The sequence below is a fragment of the Colwellia sp. KS18-150 genome (assembly GCF_057551365.1).
This window is the reverse complement of record NZ_BAAJMC010000013.1, coordinates 1-17,550: the sequence shown is the minus strand read 5'-3', so window position 1 is coordinate 17,550 and position 17,550 is coordinate 1. Positions and strand designations below refer to the sequence as shown.

General features: G+C 35.9%; 15 protein-coding genes. 6 read left to right on the top strand and 9 right to left on the bottom strand.

The genetic code is table 11. The annotated features are described in order from the left end of the window. Positions 1–7: 7 nt before the first annotated feature. Positions 8–1,855, bottom strand: coding sequence for a M1 family metallopeptidase (locus AC27IF_RS14215; protein ID WP_487055071.1), 1,848 nt, complete (start codon positions 1,853–1,855; stop codon positions 8–10). Positions 1,856–2,017: 162 nt separating this feature from the next. Then, complete coding sequence (locus AC27IF_RS14210) at positions 2,018–2,935, bottom strand: flagellar protein MotY (protein WP_487055000.1); 918 nt, start codon at positions 2,933–2,935, stop codon at positions 2,018–2,020. A 174-nt stretch (positions 2,936–3,109) separates the two neighbouring features. On the opposite strand from AC27IF_RS14210, the gene rnt reads away from it, so the two are divergent. Beyond that, positions 3,110–3,793 carry a ribonuclease T gene (gene rnt / locus AC27IF_RS14205; protein ID WP_487054999.1) on the top strand — a complete coding sequence of 228 codons (684 nt, stop codon included), beginning with the start codon at positions 3,110–3,112 and terminating at the stop codon, positions 3,791–3,793. 80 nt (positions 3,794–3,873) lie between these two features. Here the strand turns inward: rnt and AC27IF_RS14200 are convergent, their stop codons facing one another. Both AC27IF_RS14200 and AC27IF_RS14195 read right to left on the bottom strand, forming a co-directional pair. Continuing rightward, on the bottom strand, positions 3,874–4,479 hold the full coding sequence (locus tag AC27IF_RS14200) for a peroxiredoxin (protein WP_487054998.1): 606 nt from the start codon (positions 4,477–4,479) through the stop codon (positions 3,874–3,876). 109 nt (positions 4,480–4,588) lie between these two features. Next, entirely contained in the window at positions 4,589–4,921 is a 333-nt protein-coding gene (locus AC27IF_RS14195) for a Grx4 family monothiol glutaredoxin (protein WP_487054997.1), read from the bottom strand. A gap of 300 nt (positions 4,922–5,221) precedes the next feature. Between AC27IF_RS14195 and sodB the strand changes: the two genes are divergently transcribed. Next, complete coding sequence (gene sodB / locus AC27IF_RS14190) at positions 5,222–5,803, top strand: superoxide dismutase [Fe] (protein WP_487054996.1); 582 nt, start codon at positions 5,222–5,224, stop codon at positions 5,801–5,803. A gap of 75 nt (positions 5,804–5,878) precedes the next feature. On the opposite strand, the gene AC27IF_RS14185 is transcribed toward sodB, so the two are convergent. The 4 genes from AC27IF_RS14185 to AC27IF_RS14170 all read right to left on the bottom strand — a co-directional run bounded on the left by AC27IF_RS14185 (position 5,879) and on the right by AC27IF_RS14170 (position 9,714). Then, positions 5,879–6,310 carry a substrate-binding domain-containing protein gene (locus AC27IF_RS14185; protein ID WP_487054995.1) on the bottom strand — a complete coding sequence of 144 codons (432 nt, stop codon included), beginning with the start codon at positions 6,308–6,310 and terminating at the stop codon, positions 5,879–5,881. A 100-nt stretch (positions 6,311–6,410) separates the two neighbouring features. After that, the gene (locus tag AC27IF_RS14180) at positions 6,411–6,824 is read right to left on the bottom strand and encodes a type 2 periplasmic-binding domain-containing protein (RefSeq protein WP_487054994.1); all 414 of its coding nucleotides are present in this window, start codon (positions 6,822–6,824) and stop codon (positions 6,411–6,413) included. A gap of 52 nt (positions 6,825–6,876) precedes the next feature. Further along, positions 6,877–8,007 (bottom strand): porin, encoded by a 1,131-nt coding sequence (locus AC27IF_RS14175; protein ID WP_487054993.1) that lies wholly within the window; start codon positions 8,005–8,007, stop codon positions 6,877–6,879. 87 nt (positions 8,008–8,094) lie between these two features. Continuing rightward, positions 8,095–9,714 carry a methyl-accepting chemotaxis protein gene (locus AC27IF_RS14170; protein WP_487054992.1) on the bottom strand — a complete coding sequence of 540 codons (1,620 nt, stop codon included), beginning with the start codon at positions 9,712–9,714 and terminating at the stop codon, positions 8,095–8,097. Positions 9,715–9,973: 259 nt separating this feature from the next. Here AC27IF_RS14170 and AC27IF_RS14165 point away from each other — a divergent pair, with 259 nt between their 5' ends. The 3 genes from AC27IF_RS14165 (at position 9,974) to AC27IF_RS14155 (ending at position 14,797) form a co-directional block, all read left to right on the top strand. After that, entirely contained in the window at positions 9,974–11,908 is a 1,935-nt protein-coding gene (locus AC27IF_RS14165) for a PrkA family serine protein kinase (RefSeq protein WP_487054991.1), read from the top strand. Between the two features lie 63 nt (positions 11,909–11,971). Continuing rightward, positions 11,972–13,249: a YeaH/YhbH family protein gene (locus AC27IF_RS14160; RefSeq protein WP_487055070.1), complete on the top strand. Its 1,278-nt coding sequence runs from the start codon at positions 11,972–11,974 to the stop codon at positions 13,247–13,249. A 15-nt stretch (positions 13,250–13,264) separates the two neighbouring features. Continuing rightward, positions 13,265–14,797: a SpoVR family protein gene (locus tag AC27IF_RS14155; RefSeq protein ID WP_487054990.1), complete on the top strand. Its 1,533-nt coding sequence runs from the start codon at positions 13,265–13,267 to the stop codon at positions 14,795–14,797. Positions 14,798–14,837: 40 nt separating this feature from the next. On the opposite strand, the gene fadR is transcribed toward AC27IF_RS14155, so the two are convergent. Further along, positions 14,838–15,551 carry a fatty acid metabolism transcriptional regulator FadR gene (gene fadR, locus AC27IF_RS14150; RefSeq protein WP_487054989.1) on the bottom strand — a complete coding sequence of 238 codons (714 nt, stop codon included), beginning with the start codon at positions 15,549–15,551 and terminating at the stop codon, positions 14,838–14,840. Between the two features lie 475 nt (positions 15,552–16,026). Between fadR and nhaB the strand changes: the two genes are divergently transcribed. Beyond that, a partial coding sequence (gene nhaB / locus AC27IF_RS14145; RefSeq protein ID WP_487054988.1) for a sodium/proton antiporter NhaB occupies positions 16,027–17,550 on the top strand: 1,524 nt, incomplete at its 3' end.

Sequence of the window (17,550 nt, the reverse complement as noted above, 5' to 3'; positions counted from 1 at the left end):
CGTTTAGTTAAGGTGATTTTTTCAAAATACCGTCAATAGTACCTTGAGCTAAACCATGATAACCAGGACGAGCTTGTTTATAGACTTTTAATGCCCAAGCTTTATTATCCGGTGTTTGTGCCAATTCTTTGTATAAAGGCACGATCAACTTACGGCGACCAATATCAATTAAGTAATCTGACATTGCAGGGTAAACTACATCATAGCCAACACGAACTGATAATAAATACCATGCATGAGCTATTTCAGCATTTTTACTGTGTGTTAAATCAAACTCTTTATCAAGCTCAGCCATGCGCTCAGTTTGTATATCAAGCGGTAAATTATTAATAAAGTGAAGCCATTCATGCAAAGTCCAATTTGATGTTGGTAATTGCGCTAAAGTTGTTTCATTACTTAACCAGGTTGATATTTCAGAATCTATAGTAGTAAAAGCAGATGAAGTTGGCTTAGGTACATAGCTTGGTAAACCTTGCTCGTAAATCCATTCATTAACTTCTTCGTCACTAACTATATTAGGGTACTTATGGGTTAAATTGGCTTTTAAATATTTAACAAAATTTGTCGTACCTAAACTTTGAAATGCATGGCTATCAAAATACTCTAAAACAAACGCATCAAAGCGCTGACGACCAAATTTATTCTCTAGATAAATTAAAAATAATTGCCCTTTAGTGTAAGGAACACTTGAAAAGGCATCATCGGGATCGCGTCCTTTCAAATCAATATATAATTGTGTGTCACCCGGAGCTAATTCAGCTATTTCATAATTTAAGCCTTGGGCATCAAGTGCTTGCTCCATAATTGCTCTGTCTTTACCGAACACAGCTTCCATGATGCGATTTTCTACATAACTAGTAAAACCTTCATTCAACCAGAGGTCACGCCAGCTTTCATTGGTAACAAGGTTACCAGACCATGAATGTGCTAACTCATGGGCAATAAGATTCACTAAGCTTTTATCGCCAGCGATTACGGTTGGAGTAATAAACGATAAACGCGGATTTTCCATACCACCAAAAGGGAAGCTAGGAGGTAAAATCAATAGATCATAACGTCCCCAGCGATACTTACCGTACATTTTTTCAGCTTTATCAATCATCGCTTGAGTATCATCGAATTCAGCAACAGCGGCATCTAAAATATTGGTTTCTGCATAAATACCTGTTTGATGGCTCATCGCTTTAAAATGAAGGTCGCCAACACCAATAGCAATTAAATAAGCAGGTATAGCTTGAGGCATAGAGAAAGAATAATCACCATCACGTGCTGTATCAGGCTCATTATTAGCACTCATTACCGCTAACAAATCTTTATCTGTGGTTATACGCGCATTATACGTTACACGAACACTTGGCGTATCTTGAATAGGTATCCAAGAGCGAGCATGAATGGCTTGGTTTTGACTAAACAAGAATGGTTTTTCTTTGCCTGCTGTTTGCTCGGGTGATAACCATTGTAAGCCAGAAGCTTTTTCTGTTGAGTTATAGTAAACACGTAATTTTTGAGCTTGAAACTTAGCATCTATTGTAAGCTTAGCCCCTAAAACATCATCACGTTGTGCAAGCGTATAATTAACCTTGCGCCATTGTCCTTGATTATTCTGTGCCATGACTCTGTGAATAACTAAATCACGTGTATCTAAAATCACAACGTTAGTGTCATTAACTAACCACTTTAATGATAATTCTGCGAAGCCTGATAAAGCTTTCTGTTCAAAATCGACATCAAGATCTAAATATAAATGTGTGGTGATAACTTGATCATAGTTAGCATACGTATAAGCATCATTTAAGACGATACTTTTTGTTGAAGCTGAGACTAATTGCGACATAAAAAAAGTCACTAGCAGCATAAGTCGTAAAATAATTTTCATTGCACGGTTCCCAAAACAGTTTACTTTGCTATATAAAAAAGAGCCTGTAGATTACAGCGAATCAACAGGCCTATTCAACAATTTATCCACTTGCATTAAGTGATTTTTTGTTTCTTATTTCAACATAGTGTAACCCTTAAGCTACATTTTTTGCATTTGAATGACGACTCGACGGTTTTTTCCTCTACCTAATAGCGTATCATTTGAAGCTATATGACGTTTTTCTCCATAACCTTTTGCTTCTATACGACTGGCATCGATACCATTACTAACAAAATAATCTCGAACTTTATTTGCTCGTTGCTCTGATAGTTTTAAATTAGACCAACGGCCACCATAACTATCAGAATATGCATCGACAAGTACAAGCTCAAGATTAGGATCTAAGCTTAAATATTCTCTGATCATATCAATACGGCGTTGTGATGCTTTGGTAAATTTATCACTATTAGATTGATAATTTAAAATGGTATAGGAAATGTCATCAAAACTGTAATTAAGTAAATTGCCAACACAGGCAACAAAGTTTCGGTAAGCACTTTTAAATCTTGCTGTTGATAAACCAACAGAAATCTCATCTTGATCGCTATACCAATCATTGTAATAAAAAGTTGGGCTCATACCCTGCTCTAATTCACTTAGCATTGTCCAAGCAACTTTCTTTGGTAAACTTGGATTAAACTGTTTATAAAGTTTCATATCCGCTAACACTCGTCCGCCATGACCAGGTCGCCAATTAGGTGATTCACTTCGTACTTGAGCTAAAGAGTAGTTATCAGGTAGTAGTAACATGTCTAGCTCAAACTCCATGTTTAACTTTCGGCTCGCTTTAGCGGAAAAACGTGCTTGTCCATAGTGAGGAATTTGATGTGCCAATGTACATTGTAAGCGCGAATCATTTGCTAACTGCCATTGAGAGTCACTTACACTGGCACTGTATTGACGTATGCCAGCATGAGACTTTGTAGATATAAAACTAAATAGCAGAGTCAGAAAAACGGTCACAAAAAATGAAGATGTGAATAATAATTTATATGCATTTAGAGAATATATTTTCATAGTGTTTGCAACATAATTAATTGGCGACACAAATTGTATCGCCCCAAACTGAAATAACTTTAGCACTTTGTTGGCTATTTTACGTTAGCTCGCTATCGTGTTCACTGCATTTTTCTGAGATAATTAAATAAATCGCTCATTTGAGAGCTTTTCATCTTTAATTCAAGTAATAATATGTCAGATACTGTAAAAACAAAAGACGATACCGAAAAAAACAAACCACTTTTAGCGCAGAGATTCAGAGGATACTTTCCCGTAGTCATTGACGTAGAAACGGCAGGATTTAATGCTCAAACCGATGCGTTGTTGGAAATCGCCGCATCGGTATTAACTTTGGATGAATCATCAGGAAAGTTATCAATCGATGAAACGATCCAATTTAATGTAGAGCCTTTTGAAGGTGCTAATTTAGAGCCAAAAGCTCTTGAGTTTACAGGCATTGATCCCACAAACCCTCTTAGAGGCGCTGTAGAAGAAGATGTAGCTTTAAAAGCTCTATTTAAATTAGTAAGAAAAAAAATGAAATTGGCAGGTTGTCAACGGGCTATTATCGTTGCCCATAATGCAGCCTTTGATTTAGGTTTTTTAAATGCAGCTACTGCAAGGTGTAATATAAAGCGCAGTCCTTTTCATGCTTTTGTTAGTTTTGACACCACCACGTTAGCTGGATTGGCACTCGGACAAACCGTACTGGCAAAGGCGTGTGAAACAGCCAACATTGACTTTAATAATAGCGAAGCACATTCGGCACTTTATGATACTGAGAAAACAGCTGAGCTGTTCTGTTTTATTGTAAATAAATGGCAAGACTTAGGTGGATGGCCGCTTATTGGGCCTATAGATACAGCTGAAAGTTAGAGACAAAAAAACCGCGTTAGCGGTTTTTTTAATTCTATAAATAAGACAATATAATCGACTTGATAAAGCCGAAATATTACTTACAGTTGATCAGCATTATCTGTAAGGTAAGAAGCAACGCCATCTGGTGAAGCAGTCATACCTTTATCACCTTTATTCCAACCTGCTGGACAAACTTCACCGTGCTCTTGGTGGAATTGTAATGCATCAACCATACGTATCATTTCATCAACGTTACGGCCTAAAGGTAAGTCATTCACTACTTGGTGACGAACATTACCTTCTTCATCAATTAAGAATGAACCACGAAATGCAACACCTGCTTCTGGATGCTCAACATCATAAGCCTTACAAATTTCATGTTTAACATCAGCAACTAAAGTGTATTGAACTGGACCAATACCACCCTCGTTTACTGGAGTATTTCTCCACGCATTATGAGAAAATTGTGAATCAATTGATACACCAATTACTTCAACACCGCGGCTCTTGAATTCTTCCATACGGTGATCAAAAGCTAATAGCTCTGAAGGACATACAAAAGTAAAATCTAAAGGATAGAAGAAAACTACCGCTTTTTTGCCTTTAATAGCTTCACTTAATGTAAAACTATCTACTATTTCACCGCTACCTAATACTGCTGCTGCAGAAAAATCCGGTGCTGGACGACCAACTAATACGCTCATTTTGTGCTCCATTGTTTATTATAAAAAATAATATTGAGAAATGAATAATCACAATACATTATTGTGATTAATTAAGAAAATTCAATACCAATTATAGTTTTAAGTAAAATTATTCTGCCGGTGTATTTTTAGCTGCAGCTTCTTTTACTAATGTTTGTAATTCACCTTGTTGAAACATTTCGATAATAATATCGCAGCCGCCTACAAGTTCACCTTCAACCCAAAGTTGTGGGAAGGTTGGCCAATCAGCATATTTCGGCAGTTCAGCGCGAATATCAGGATTTTGCAAAATATCAACATAAGCAAATTGCTCACCACAAGAAATTAATGCTTGAGATGCTTGAGAAGAAAAACCACAACTTGGTAATTTAGGTGAGCCCTTCATATAAAGCAAAATTGTATTTTCGCTAATCTGTTCTTTAATGCGTTCAATAGTATCCATAATAACCTCTAATAAATAATACTTATTATATTGAATTAACCTAAGTTAATTGTAACTTCATTCTCTGATTGCAAATATAATGGAGCCATAATTTAGCTTTTCAATACAATATAATAAATACTTAAGTTAACAGTTAATTTCACCTAGTTAACTTGAAAAATGAATGAATAAACCCTATACAGTAATTTATCAATATAGTATAAATTAATACTTGAGTATTTTACTCAGGTTTTAAAGGAAAATACACTCTTTATTCACAAATACACTGTAACTTTTTTATAAAGAAAACTGGAGAGCAAAATGGCTATAGAATTACCTGCATTACCTTACGAACAGAACGCGTTAGAACCTCATATCTCTGCTGAAACATTATCTTTTCACTATGGTAAGCACCATAATACATATGTAGTAAAACTAAATGGATTAATTGAAGGTGGTGAGTTAGCCAATAAATCGTTAGAAGAAATTGTTAAGAATTCAACCGGCGGTATTTTCAATAACGCAGCTCAAATTTGGAATCATACTTTCTATTGGAATAGCTTGTCACCAAACGGTGGCGGTGAGCCTACCGGTGATTTAGCTGATGCAATCAATGCTAGCTTTGGCTCTTTTGCTGAGTTTAAAGCTAAATTTACAGAGAGCGCTATTAATAATTTTGGCTCAAGCTGGACTTGGTTAGTAAAAAATGCCGATGGCAGTTTAGCCATTGTTAATACTTCTAATGCTGCTACACCTTTAACTGATGAAGGTGTTACCCCATTAATCACTGTTGATTTATGGGAACATGCTTATTACATTGATTATCGTAATCTTCGTCCTAAATACATGGAAGGCTTTTGGGCATTAGCAAACTGGGACTTTGCCGAGGCGAATTTCAGTTAATAGTTAATTAATAGTAGAGTAAAAGCAAAAAACGAGCACTAAATGCTCGTTTTTTTTTATGATTTCAACTTGTAGCTAAAATGTTTTAATGACTTTCACTGAACTATCCGCATTTGCAGCAGAAATATATCCTATTGCACCTGGGTTAGCTGATACAAATGCGATCACGTCTTTATCACTAGCAAGCTCTTTAGGTGGCTTTCCTTTGCCTGAAAACATTAACTTAGACCAGTAAGCCTTTACTTGGCTAGCACTTTTATTAAGCACCTTTTCTTCAAATTCATTTCTTGTGGCTTGTTTAAATTTCAAATTGATAATAGTTATTTTATCACCACTTGAAAACTGCTTTACTTTACCTAGAAAAATACGAGAGATATCACTTTCATTTACTGCGGCGTTATTATTAGTATTTACAATCACTGCAACTTCAGCCACAGCAATAGTACTAGTTAATAGAAAAAATATAGCTGCTAATAATTTAATATTAAATTCCATTACCTTCTTCATCGTGTTCAACTCCTATAATGCTGTTATTACCAATGTTTCATATCAAGATTTAGCTGTCTATTTTCATGTAAAGCCGTAAACCAACATCAATAAAAAATAATTAAAATACCTGAATTACTTTGACACTTTCATCGACACTACTCGTATCGACATATGCAATAATATTGGTATCTGAAGCAACCATAGCCACTACATCTTTATCGGAAACTAATTCTGGTGGTGGTTTTCCTTTACCTGAAAATACAAGCTTTGACCAATACGCTTTTATTTGTCGTGAGCTTTTATTTAATACCTTTTGTTCAAACTCATTACGAGTGTCGATGCCTAGCTTTAAGTTTACAGGTACTGCTTTCTCCCCTGTGGAAAATTGCTTTAATTTTCCCAAAAAGATTCTAGAGATATCACCATCAGAAAATGTTGCTTTATTATCAATATTCACAATAACAGCAACATCAGCATTTGCTGTAAAGTTTAGAAGTAATGCCATAAAACCTATTAGTTTTAATGTTTTCATATCAAACTCCTTTGCAATTATTGTTACCTACAATAATTATAGACAAATAACATTAAAATACGGTGACGATTGCTGTTTGAAACAAGCCGGCATCATTATTACTATCTAAATCATCGCTATATGTTGTGTATTCAAATTTAATTGCTGCTGAATCATGAAAATCCCAACGTAAACCCAAGGTTATGTAACTTGCTTCATTTGCTTGGCTATCCGTTAGTCCATTGGTAGGGATTAACAAGGGTAATAAAGGTGCGACAACGGGAACATCATCGGTAATTCTGTCTTTGCTATCGTCATCTACGCCATAGGTAACATGAGCCAGAAAGTTGTCAAAACGGTATCCTGCTAAAATATAATAAGAATCTTCATCAGCTAAAGTTGTTCCGTCAAGAGTTAACTGAGTAAATTCTCCCACCACAATCAGGTTGTTATAATCAATTTGAAAACCTAACTCCACAAATGAGCCTGTATCTTCTAAAACTTCAATATCGTCTGCAACATCATTAAATCCTGCTGCGCGCCAACCAGCAATTAATGGCGCTGAAGCTTCGACAGCGATATTCATTTCTGCTTGTACATAGCCTGCACGCAATGTTAACCAGTCTCTTGTGACAGTAAAAGCGACGCCAACTAAGTCATTAAAATTAGGTTTTATATTTTCACCTTCAAGAGTTAGTTCTGATTTATTACCTCCATAAATAACATGAAGATTAGTATCAAAACTTCCCATACTTCCAGAGTAAATAGCACCTAAGCCGTCGAAGGTATCAAACGCAAGGCTATAAACTCCAGACGGAGGACTTATCCAAGGGTAAGCATAAGACACATCTAAAAAGTCTGAATACATGTAAAAAGGTACTCGCTGTCTTCCCGCTAAAAGGCGTAAGTTATCTGTAGCATCATAAGCAACATAAGCCCATTCAAAGTCGGGATCCCAGTCATCTTCACCGCGAGCGAGTATCTGTGCTGTAACACTTAAGCCTTCAGAAAGATCTGCAGACGCCTGTAATGCTAATAGAGACCCTTGACTAAAATCTATATTATCATCAAAACCATATAAGGTTTCATCACTGGAAGTGACTCCCCCAACAATTGATGCGAAACCATTGAATGCGACTTCTGCATGCGAATAGTTTGTTAATAACACGCTAGCCAGCAATAACGTTCTATATATTTTCTTCATACTCTTCACCTTAATTTCATGTCAATAAAATTATAAAGTTGTTCTGTTTCACCTTTAATTGTCATAAGTTCAGTTACTCATCGACAGTTATACTTTAAATTGTCTTGCGACGGCTTCTAGCTCGGAAGCCAAACGTAATAATTGCTCACTTACTCCGGCTACTTCATGTGAAGCAGTAGAAGCTTCATCAGCGCAGGCTTGTATATCTTCCACATGCCCGACCATTAAACCCGAAACTTGATGTTGCTCTTCTGTCGCGACCGCTATTGCACCATTCATATCCGCTATCGTATTTACGGTGTCAGTAATCACCACTAAACTATCGCCGGCCTCATTGGCTGTTTTAACACTTTCTTCAACACTAGCTCGTGAGCTTTCCATCATGGAAACCGCTTTTTTAGCCGCACTTTGAAGCTGACCAAGCATTTGATTAATCTCTTCTGTGGACTCTTGAGTGCGTGACGCTAAATTCCTTACTTCATCGGCGACAACCGCAAAGCCTCGTCCTTGCTCACCTGCTCTTGCTGCTTCAATAGCAGCGTTAAGTGCAAGTAAATTTGTTTGTTCGGCGATCCCTCTGATTACTTCTAAAACCACATTGACTCTATTGGTATCTTCTTGTAATTGATTAATAGACTCCGCTGCTCTGGTAACATTTTCAGCTAATTCACGAATACCGGTCACGGTTTGTCCAACCACTTGCTGACCTTTCTCAGCTTCACTATTGGCATTTTTAGCGGCATCGGCTGCATCGGCTGCATTTGTAGTTATTTCAGCAACACTATGGCTCATTTCTTCAACGGATTGTCTTGATTGGGTAACGCTGTCTGATTGACGCTTAAAAGAGTCAATTGTGCTATTTGATAGAGAAGATATGCTACTGGCGGTGTCTGCTAAAGGAAGAGCGGTATCAACAACATTTTTGATGACGCCTTGGAGCTTTTCTATAAAACTATTAAACCAAAAAACCAAATCCCCCATTTCATCTTTGTTATTAGTTTTTAGCCTAACCGTTAAATCACCATTTTCTTGAGCAATATCTTTCATTGAATCAATAATATCAGTCAAGCTCGCACTAATAGATTTTGCAATAGGTAGTGCAACAACGAATAGTGCTACTAATGTTATAATGCCCACCACAATACCCGTAGTAGACGTCGATTCGGCTTTTTCGTTAACTGATTCAAATGCTTGAGTAAAAGATTGATAGCGTTCTGTTTGGAATTTATTAAGCTTATTTTGCAAATTTGTTAATTGATTAGACATATCTTGGCTACGTTGGCCTATGGTTGCGAAATCTGCTGTTCCGTCTACCATTTCTTTAGATAAACCGTAAGCTAACTGGTAATACTGATCAAAATCACTCAGTAATGTTCTTAAAAAACTCGCATTGGCTTTATCTGTTTGAATATTTTGCTTGAGCTTATCTCGTGTTTCTTCTGCATAAATATTAGCCGTATCAAGTAGATCTGTTTCCCCCATTGTTGCAGCATTACCAAGAGTTTCTTTTAATTTATCTAAGCGGACTAACGAATATTCTGAAGTTTGTAAAAGTTGATATTCTACACGATATGCTTGGTCTAACTGAGTGATTATATGTGACATCGCAATTAAGGTAATTGCTAAATATATACAAAATCCTAGTGCCCCGACGAGTGGAATCAAAAGTATTTTATAACGTACAGATAAAGTCTTGAAAAAATCCATAACTCGCCTCTAATTAACTAAATATCTATTAAAAATAACTCTGTTTATGCGAAGTCTAGGCAAAGATTCTTAAATCAACAACTTTTACAGCAAAAAATTTATTTTAATAATTATTTGTTCTTATTATCTTTTTCAATTAATAATTTGAATCATATTTACAATTTTTGTTAGCAAAATTACACAAAGCAACTAGGCTTAAAATAAGAAAGAAAATATATTTGATTAACTAGGGTTAGCGCATTTATTTTTGGAGGTAGTTATGAGTATTTTTCAACATTATCAAGCACGTTATGAACAGGCTCAACAGGAAGAGTTTAGCTTGCAAGAGTTTTTATCTCTTTGTAAAGAAAACAAACTCGCATATGTCTCGGCTTCTGAAAGACTTCTAAGTGCTATCGGCGAGCCTGAAGAAATAGATACTGCAACAGATCCAAGTTTAAGTCGGATTTTTTCTAATCGGGTCATTAAACGTTATCCTGCTTTTGCTGATTTTTATGGTATGGAAGAAGCAATAGAACAAATAGTTTCTTACCTTAAGCATGCGTCTCAAGGTTTAGAAGAGCAAAAACAAATCCTCTATTTACTTGGACCTGTAGGTGGCGGTAAATCATCTTTAGCCGAAAAATTAAAAGCATTAATGCAACAAGAGCCAATTTATGTATTAAGTGCTAATGGAGAGCGCAGTCCTGTTAATGATCACCCTTTTTGTTTATTCGACTTACATTCAGATGGTAAAATTTTACAAGAAGAGTACAACATCCCTTCTCGTTATTTACATAGCATTATTTCACCATGGGCAGCTAAACGCCTACATGAATTTAAAGGTGATATTGCTCAATTTAAAGTAGTAAAAGTATATCCGTCAATTCTTGATCAAATTGCCATCGCTAAAACAGAGCCCGGTGATGATAATAATCAGGATATTTCAGCACTAGTAGGTAAAGTAGATATCAGGCAATTAGAGCATTTCGCTCAAAATGATGCCGATGCATATAGCTACTCAGGTGCGCTATGTCGAGCTAATCAGGGGTTAATGGAATTTGTTGAGATGTTCAAAGCGCCTATTAAGGTTCTTCACCCATTATTAACCGCGACTCAAGAAGGTAATTATAATCCAACAGAAGGCTTATCTGCATTACCCTTTAATGGCATTTTACTGGCACATTCTAATGAGTCTGAATGGCAGACCTTTAGAAACAATAAAAACAATGAAGCATTTTTAGACCGTGTATATATAGTTAAAGTACCTTATTGCATGCGAGTTTCTGAAGAAATAAACATTTATAAAAAGCTACTCGAGCACAGTGAATTAAAAAATGCCCAGTGTGCACCTGATACGTTAAAAACGTTAGCGCAATTTTCTGTTCTTTCAAGATTGAAAGAGCCAGAAAACTCTAGTATTTATTCAAAAATGCGCGTCTATGATGGCGAAACATTAAAAGATACCGATCCAAAAGCTAAGTCTTATCAAGAATACCGAGATTATGCAGGTATAGATGAAGGCATGTCAGGTTTATCTACTCGTTTTGCCTTTAAAATACTTTCACGGGTATTTAATTTTGATCATCAAGAAGTCGCAGCTAACCCTGTGCACTTATTCTATGTTTTAGAGCAGCAAGTAGAACGTGAGCAGCTCCCTAAAGAAACTACCGAGCGCTATTTAGAATTCATCAAAGGGTATTTAACTCCACAATATATTGATTTTATAGGTAAAGAAATTCAAACCGCTTACCTTGAGTCGTACTCTGAGTATGGCCAAAATATATTTGACCGTTATGTCACTTATGCTGATTTTTGGATTCAAGATCAAGAGTATCGTGATAATGAAACAGGGCAACTATTTGACAGACAATCATTAAATGAAGAGCTGGAAAAAATAGAAAAGCCTGCAGGTATAAGCAACCCTAAAGATTTTCGAAATGAAATAGTAAACTTTGTACTTAGAGCGAAAGCAAATAACAATGGTAAGAACCCACTATGGACAAGTTACGAGAAGCTACGCACGGTTATTGAGAAAAAAATGTTCTCTAACACCGAAGATTTGCTCCCTGTTATTTCATTTAATTCAAAAACGTCAAAAGACGACCAACAAAAACATGATGATTTTGTTGAGCGCATGATGAGTAAAGGTTATACGAAGAAACAAGTCAGGTTGTTATCTGAATGGTATTTGCGAGTAAGAAAGTCTTCTTAAGTAGTATCTCTTAGGTTTAAGTTTCACCCAGTGAAAGCGTGATAAAGAGATAAGGAGTTCATGATGGCTAACTTTATTGATAGACGACTTAACAGTAAAAATAAAAGTACTGTTAATCGACAGCGTTTTTTAAGACGCTATAAGAATCAAATTAAAAAATCTGTTTCTGATGCTATAAATCAGCGAGGAGTCACAGACATAGAATCTGGTGAAAATATCGTCATCCCGAAAAAGGACTTATCTGAGCCCATTTTTCATCAAGGTGAAGGTGGGGTAAGAGATAAAATACACCCTGGAAATGATCAATTTACCACAGGTGACCGCATTAACAAGCCACCTAAACAGCAAGGGCAAGCCAGTGGTCAAGGAGATGCAAGTGATAGCGGTGAAGGAGAAGACGAGTTCACTTTCTCTATTTCAAAGGAGGAGTATCTAAATCTATTATTTGAAGATCTTGAACTGCCTAATTTAGAAAAGAATCAACTTGATAAATTGATTGAATACAAAACGGTGCGCTCAGGGTTTTGCGCCGAAGGTGTGCCCGCTAATATTGATATTGTTAAATCACTACAAGGCTCTATTGCTAGACGGATAGCAATGACATCAACCAAACGAAAACAATTGAAGGAGTACCATCAATCCTTAGAGCAACTGAAACAAGATAAGCATGACCATGTACAAGAAGAGCGAGAGTTGTTGACAAAAATTCAAGCGTTAAAAGATAAAATTGCCAAAGTCCCTTTTATTGATACTTTTGATTTACGTTTTCGAAATTATGCTAAGCAAGCAGTACCTACTTCAAAAGCGGTAATGTTTTGTTTAATGGATGTTTCTGGCTCCATGGATCAAGCTACAAAAGAAATGGCTAAGCGTTTCTATATTTTGCTTTATTTATTCCTAAGTAGAACCTATAAAAATATTGATGTGGTCTATATTCGCCATCACACCCAAGCAAAAGAAGTTGATGAACAAGAGTTTTTCTATTCTCAAGAAACTGGCGGAACCATAGCTTCAAGTGCTTTAGAGTTAATGGATGAAATAATCAATAAACGCTACAACGATAATCAATGGAATATTTATGGTGCTCAAGCTTCTGATGGTGATAATTGGGCTGATGATTCTCCTCATTGTAAGTCATTGCTAGTCAATAAAATTTTACCTAAATCACGTTACTTCAGTTATATCGAAATAACACAACGGGCTCATCAAACACTTTGGCAACATTACGAGCAAGTAACCAAGTCTCATCCTAATTTTGCGATTCGTCATATAAAAGAAGTTGCTGATATTTATCCAGTATTTCGAGAGTTATTTAAAAAGAACACTGAAAATGCTGCATAGAAGATAGGGGTAATTATGGAAGCTACAAAATCAACAAAACAAACGATAGCCTTAGATGATTGTCCTGACTGGACGTTTGAACTGCTAGATAAATATCAAACTGAAATAGCTAGAGTGGCTAAACATTACCGTTTGGATACTTACACTAATCAAATAGAAGTAATAACAGCTGAACAAATGATGGATGCTTATGCAAGCATTGGTATGCCTATTGGTTATAGCCATTGGACCTTTGGTAAAAAATTTATACAAACAGAGCAAAACTACAAACGTGGTCAGATGGGACTCGCATATGAAATAGTCATTAACTCTGAGCCCTGTATTTCTTACCTGATGGAAGAAAACACCATGCCTATGCAAGCACTAGTCATGGCTCATGCTTGTTATGGTCATAACTCCTTTTTTAAGGGAAATTATCTATTTAAATCGTGGACTGACGCTAGTTCAATTATTGATTACTTACTTTTTTCAAAAAATTATATCGCTCAGTGCGAGCAAAAATATGGCATAGATGAGGTAGAAGCCACTTTAGATGCATGCCATGCATTAATGAATCACGGGGTTGATCGGTATAAGAGGCCACAAAAAATATCATTGGATGAAGAATTAAAGCGTCAGGAAGAGCGAGCGGAATATCTGCAATCTCAAGTGAATGCGTTATGGAGAACTGTCCCAGATACAAAGAAAAAAGAAAGTACAGAGCAATACCGGTTCCCTTCTGAGCCACAAGAAAACATTCTATATTTCATAGAAAAAAATGCCCCACTGTTAAAACCGTGGCAACGAGAAATTGTGCGTATTGTTAGAAAAATATCTCAATATTTTTACCCGCAAAAACAGACCCAGGTGATGAACGAAGGCTGGGCTTGTTTTTGGCACTATACAATATTGAACCACTTATACGATGAAGGCTTAGTCACAGATAAATTTATGCTGGAGTTTCTTCATAGCCACACAAATGTGGTAGCCCAACCAGAATATAACAGCAAATATTATTCGGGAATCAACCCTTATGCGCTTGGGTTTAATATGTTTATTGATATAAGGCGTATCTGTGAGCATCCAACCGAAGAGGATAAACAATACTTTCCTGAGATTGCCGGTAGTAACTGGTTAGACACTCTGCACTTTGCTATGGAGAACTTTAAAGATGAAAGCTTTATTAGTCAGTATCTATCACCAAAATTAATTCGAGATTTCAAATTATTTCATATTCATGATGATACCAAAGACAATTTTGTCGAAATAGGAGCGATACATAATGAACAAGGCTATCAAAAAATACGACAAAAGTTAGCCAATCAATATAACTTAAGTAACTTGGAAGTAAATATTCAAATCATTGATGCCAATATTAATGGTGATAGAGCACTGACTTTACGTTATATTCCTCACAATGAAATTGAATTAGGTAATTCAAAAGCAGAGGTATTAAAGCATTTACATTATTTATGGCAATTTGATGTAAAAATTGTTCAAGAAAAAGCTGATGGTAAAGATACCATCATTGCTCAATGCCCTGAAGTTAAGACTAAAAAAGGCGACTAAATGTCGCCTTTTCTTCGCTATAAAAGTATCTTTAGACTTATTAGTCGTTTGAAAGCTCTTTTAACACGTCATCTTTTAAATCGCCCCATAACTTCCCTGATTCAACACCATATTTACGCACGGCAAAAACAGAGTCATCGAAGCGGCCTTCTTTAGCTAAGTCAATCAGTTTTTGATAGTAAACTCTTGATATTTCACGCCCTTTAGGGTGAGAAAAATATAAACTACCAATACGAGAATACAAACCTCTAAAACCGTTTAATATCAGAAGGTAAATGGAATTACCTGATGCCACGACTAATTCTTTATTCAATCGATAGTCGAACTCAGCAAATGCTTCTCCGGTATCTTCTACATCGAGATACGCACTTAACACTTCAATAGTTTTTTCTGGGTTGTTTTTAATTGCACCACGAACATAGATAGCACTAATATTGGTACGCGCAGAAAGTAAATTATCAACAAGATCAGGAATACCTTCTTGATCAAGCTGAGCCAAAGTTTCCAATATATTTAAGCTAGAAGTTTCCCAAAAATTATTTACTTTGGTTGGTTTACCATGCTTTATCGTCAGCCAACCATCACGAGCTAAGCGTTGTAATACTTCTCTAAGAGTCGTTCTTGTTACACCAATTAATTCTGACAACTCACGTTCTGCAGGTAATATTGATCCCGGAGGGAAGCCACCATTCCAGATAGATTCTACAATATATTGCTCGGCGAACCCGGCAGGGCTTTGCGCTTTAATAACCATATGAGCTTAAATACCTAAAAACAAAATGAATAAAACTGATTGTACCAGAAGATTGACTAGGTACAAGCGTAATAAGAGTTTATCAAATAAGTTAATAATATTTACAATAATAACCTATCTTTAGTTTTATCTTTTTTATTAGGGTCAGATTAAGTTCATCAAAGATTTTTTACTTTTTGCCTACATTGCTTAACGAACAAAATACCTGTAATCCCCGTAAATTAACGACAAAATAAAGTAAAACGAGTAACAATATCGGAAGAGTTATGATTTTCTTTGATAGGTTCTTTATTCATGCTATCTATTAAAATGTACGTTATTTACCTACAAATAACTTTTTAGATGGTGGCACATGGTTATTTACAATATTGTAAATAGTGCTTAAACTACTGGCAATTATTGATATTTCTGTTTAACTATATTCAATAATAAATAACTCTATATAGTTAATCGTTTACCTACCAAAAGGCAAATTATGCAACAGTCATTTATGAGTGCATTATATAAAAACTTTTTAGGAAACTCTCCTGAATGGTACAAACTAGCAATTATTTCTTTCTTAATCATAAACCCAATATTATTTTTTCTTGTTGACCCTTACACCGCAGGTTGGGCATTAGTTATTGAGTTTATTTTCACCCTAGCAATGGCACTAAAATGTTATCCTTTGCAACCAGGTGGTTTGTTAGCAATTGAAGCCGTATTCATTGGCATGACCTCACCTAATCAGGTCATGCATGAAATGGTAGTTAATTTTGAAGTAATACTACTACTTATTTTCATGGTTGCTGGCATCTACTTCATGAAGGGTTTGCTATTATTTTTATTTACCAAGATAGTGACTAAAGTTCGTTCAAAAACTGTAGTTTCCTTGTTATTTTGTTTTTCAGGTGCTTTTTTATCTGCCTTTCTAGATGCACTAACTGTTATTGCCGTTATTATCAGTGTCGCAGTTGGTTTCTATACTGTTTATCACAAAGTCGCATCTGGCAAACAATCTCAGCAAGAACATGACCATAACCAAGACCAAGACTTACCTGAATATAATCGTAATGATTTAGAAGAGTTTCGTGGCTATTTACGTAACCTATTAATGCATGCAGCTGTTGGTACCGCTCTTGGTGGCGTATGTACTATTGTTGGTGAACCACAAAACTTGATCATTGGTCAACAAGCTGGTTGGGAGTTTATTGAATTCGCTATACGTATGTCTCCAGTAACCATACCAGTATTTTTTGCAGGCATGATTACCTGTGTATCATTAGAAAAACTTAAATGGTTTGGTTACGGTGTAAAACTTCCTGAAAATGTACTTAAAGTACTTAGTGAATATGATGAAGAAGAAAGCAGAAACCGTAGTAAACGTGATAATGTAAAACTTATTATGCAAGGCGTTATCGCAGTATGGCTAATTGTTGGCTTAGCTTTGCATCTTGCTCCTGTTGGCTTAATCGGTTTAAGCGTTATTGTTTTCGCGACCACTTTTACTGGCGTTACTGAAGAGCATCAAATTGGTCACGCTTTTGAAGAAGCGCTACCTTTCACCTCGCTACTTGCTGTATTTTTTGCCGTCGTTGCCGTTATTATTGATCAAGAATTATTTACTCCGGTAATAGCATGGGTATTGACCTATGAAGGTAATATGCAACTGGTTATGTTCTATTTAGCAAATGGCCTATTATCTATGGTTAGTGATAATGTTTTTGTCGGTACTGTTTATATTTCTGAAGTTGGAGATGCATTAGCTGCCGGACAAATAACACGCGATCAATTTGATTTACTAGCCGTTGCAATCAATACTGGTACTAACTTACCAAGTGTTGCTACGCCAAACGGTCAAGCTGCATTTTTATTCTTATTAACTTCTGCAATAGCACCGCTTGTACGCTTATCTTACGGACGAATGATGATCATGGCTTTACCATATACCATTGTATTAACATTAGTTGGCTTAGTAGCAATTGCTTCAGGACATTTAGTTGAATCCACAGAGAGTTAT

Bases quoted from the DNA above. Each gene is read 5' to 3' on its own strand.
- AC27IF_RS14215 (WP_487055071.1), bottom strand. From the start codon at position 1,855: ATGCTGCTAGTGACTTTTTTTATGTCGCAATTAGTCTCAGCTTCAACA.
- AC27IF_RS14210 (WP_487055000.1), bottom strand. From the start codon at position 2,935: ATGAAAATATATTCTCTAAATGCATATAAATTATTATTCACATCTTCA.
- rnt (WP_487054999.1), top strand. From the start codon at position 3,110: ATGTCAGATACTGTAAAAACAAAAGACGATACCGAAAAAAACAAACCA.
- AC27IF_RS14200 (WP_487054998.1), bottom strand. From the start codon at position 4,479: ATGAGCGTATTAGTTGGTCGTCCAGCACCGGATTTTTCTGCAGCAGCA.
- AC27IF_RS14195 (WP_487054997.1), bottom strand. From the start codon at position 4,921: ATGGATACTATTGAACGCATTAAAGAACAGATTAGCGAAAATACAATT.
- sodB (WP_487054996.1), top strand. From the start codon at position 5,222: ATGGCTATAGAATTACCTGCATTACCTTACGAACAGAACGCGTTAGAA.
- AC27IF_RS14185 (WP_487054995.1), bottom strand. From the start codon at position 6,310: ATGAAGAAGGTAATGGAATTTAATATTAAATTATTAGCAGCTATATTT.
- AC27IF_RS14180 (WP_487054994.1), bottom strand. From the start codon at position 6,824: ATGAAAACATTAAAACTAATAGGTTTTATGGCATTACTTCTAAACTTT.
- AC27IF_RS14175 (WP_487054993.1), bottom strand. From the start codon at position 8,007: ATGAAGAAAATATATAGAACGTTATTGCTGGCTAGCGTGTTATTAACA.
- AC27IF_RS14170 (WP_487054992.1), bottom strand. From the start codon at position 9,714: ATGGATTTTTTCAAGACTTTATCTGTACGTTATAAAATACTTTTGATT.
- AC27IF_RS14165 (WP_487054991.1), top strand. From the start codon at position 9,974: ATGAGTATTTTTCAACATTATCAAGCACGTTATGAACAGGCTCAACAG.
- AC27IF_RS14160 (WP_487055070.1), top strand. From the start codon at position 11,972: ATGGCTAACTTTATTGATAGACGACTTAACAGTAAAAATAAAAGTACT.
- AC27IF_RS14155 (WP_487054990.1), top strand. From the start codon at position 13,265: ATGGAAGCTACAAAATCAACAAAACAAACGATAGCCTTAGATGATTGT.
- fadR (WP_487054989.1), bottom strand. From the start codon at position 15,551: ATGGTTATTAAAGCGCAAAGCCCTGCCGGGTTCGCCGAGCAATATATT.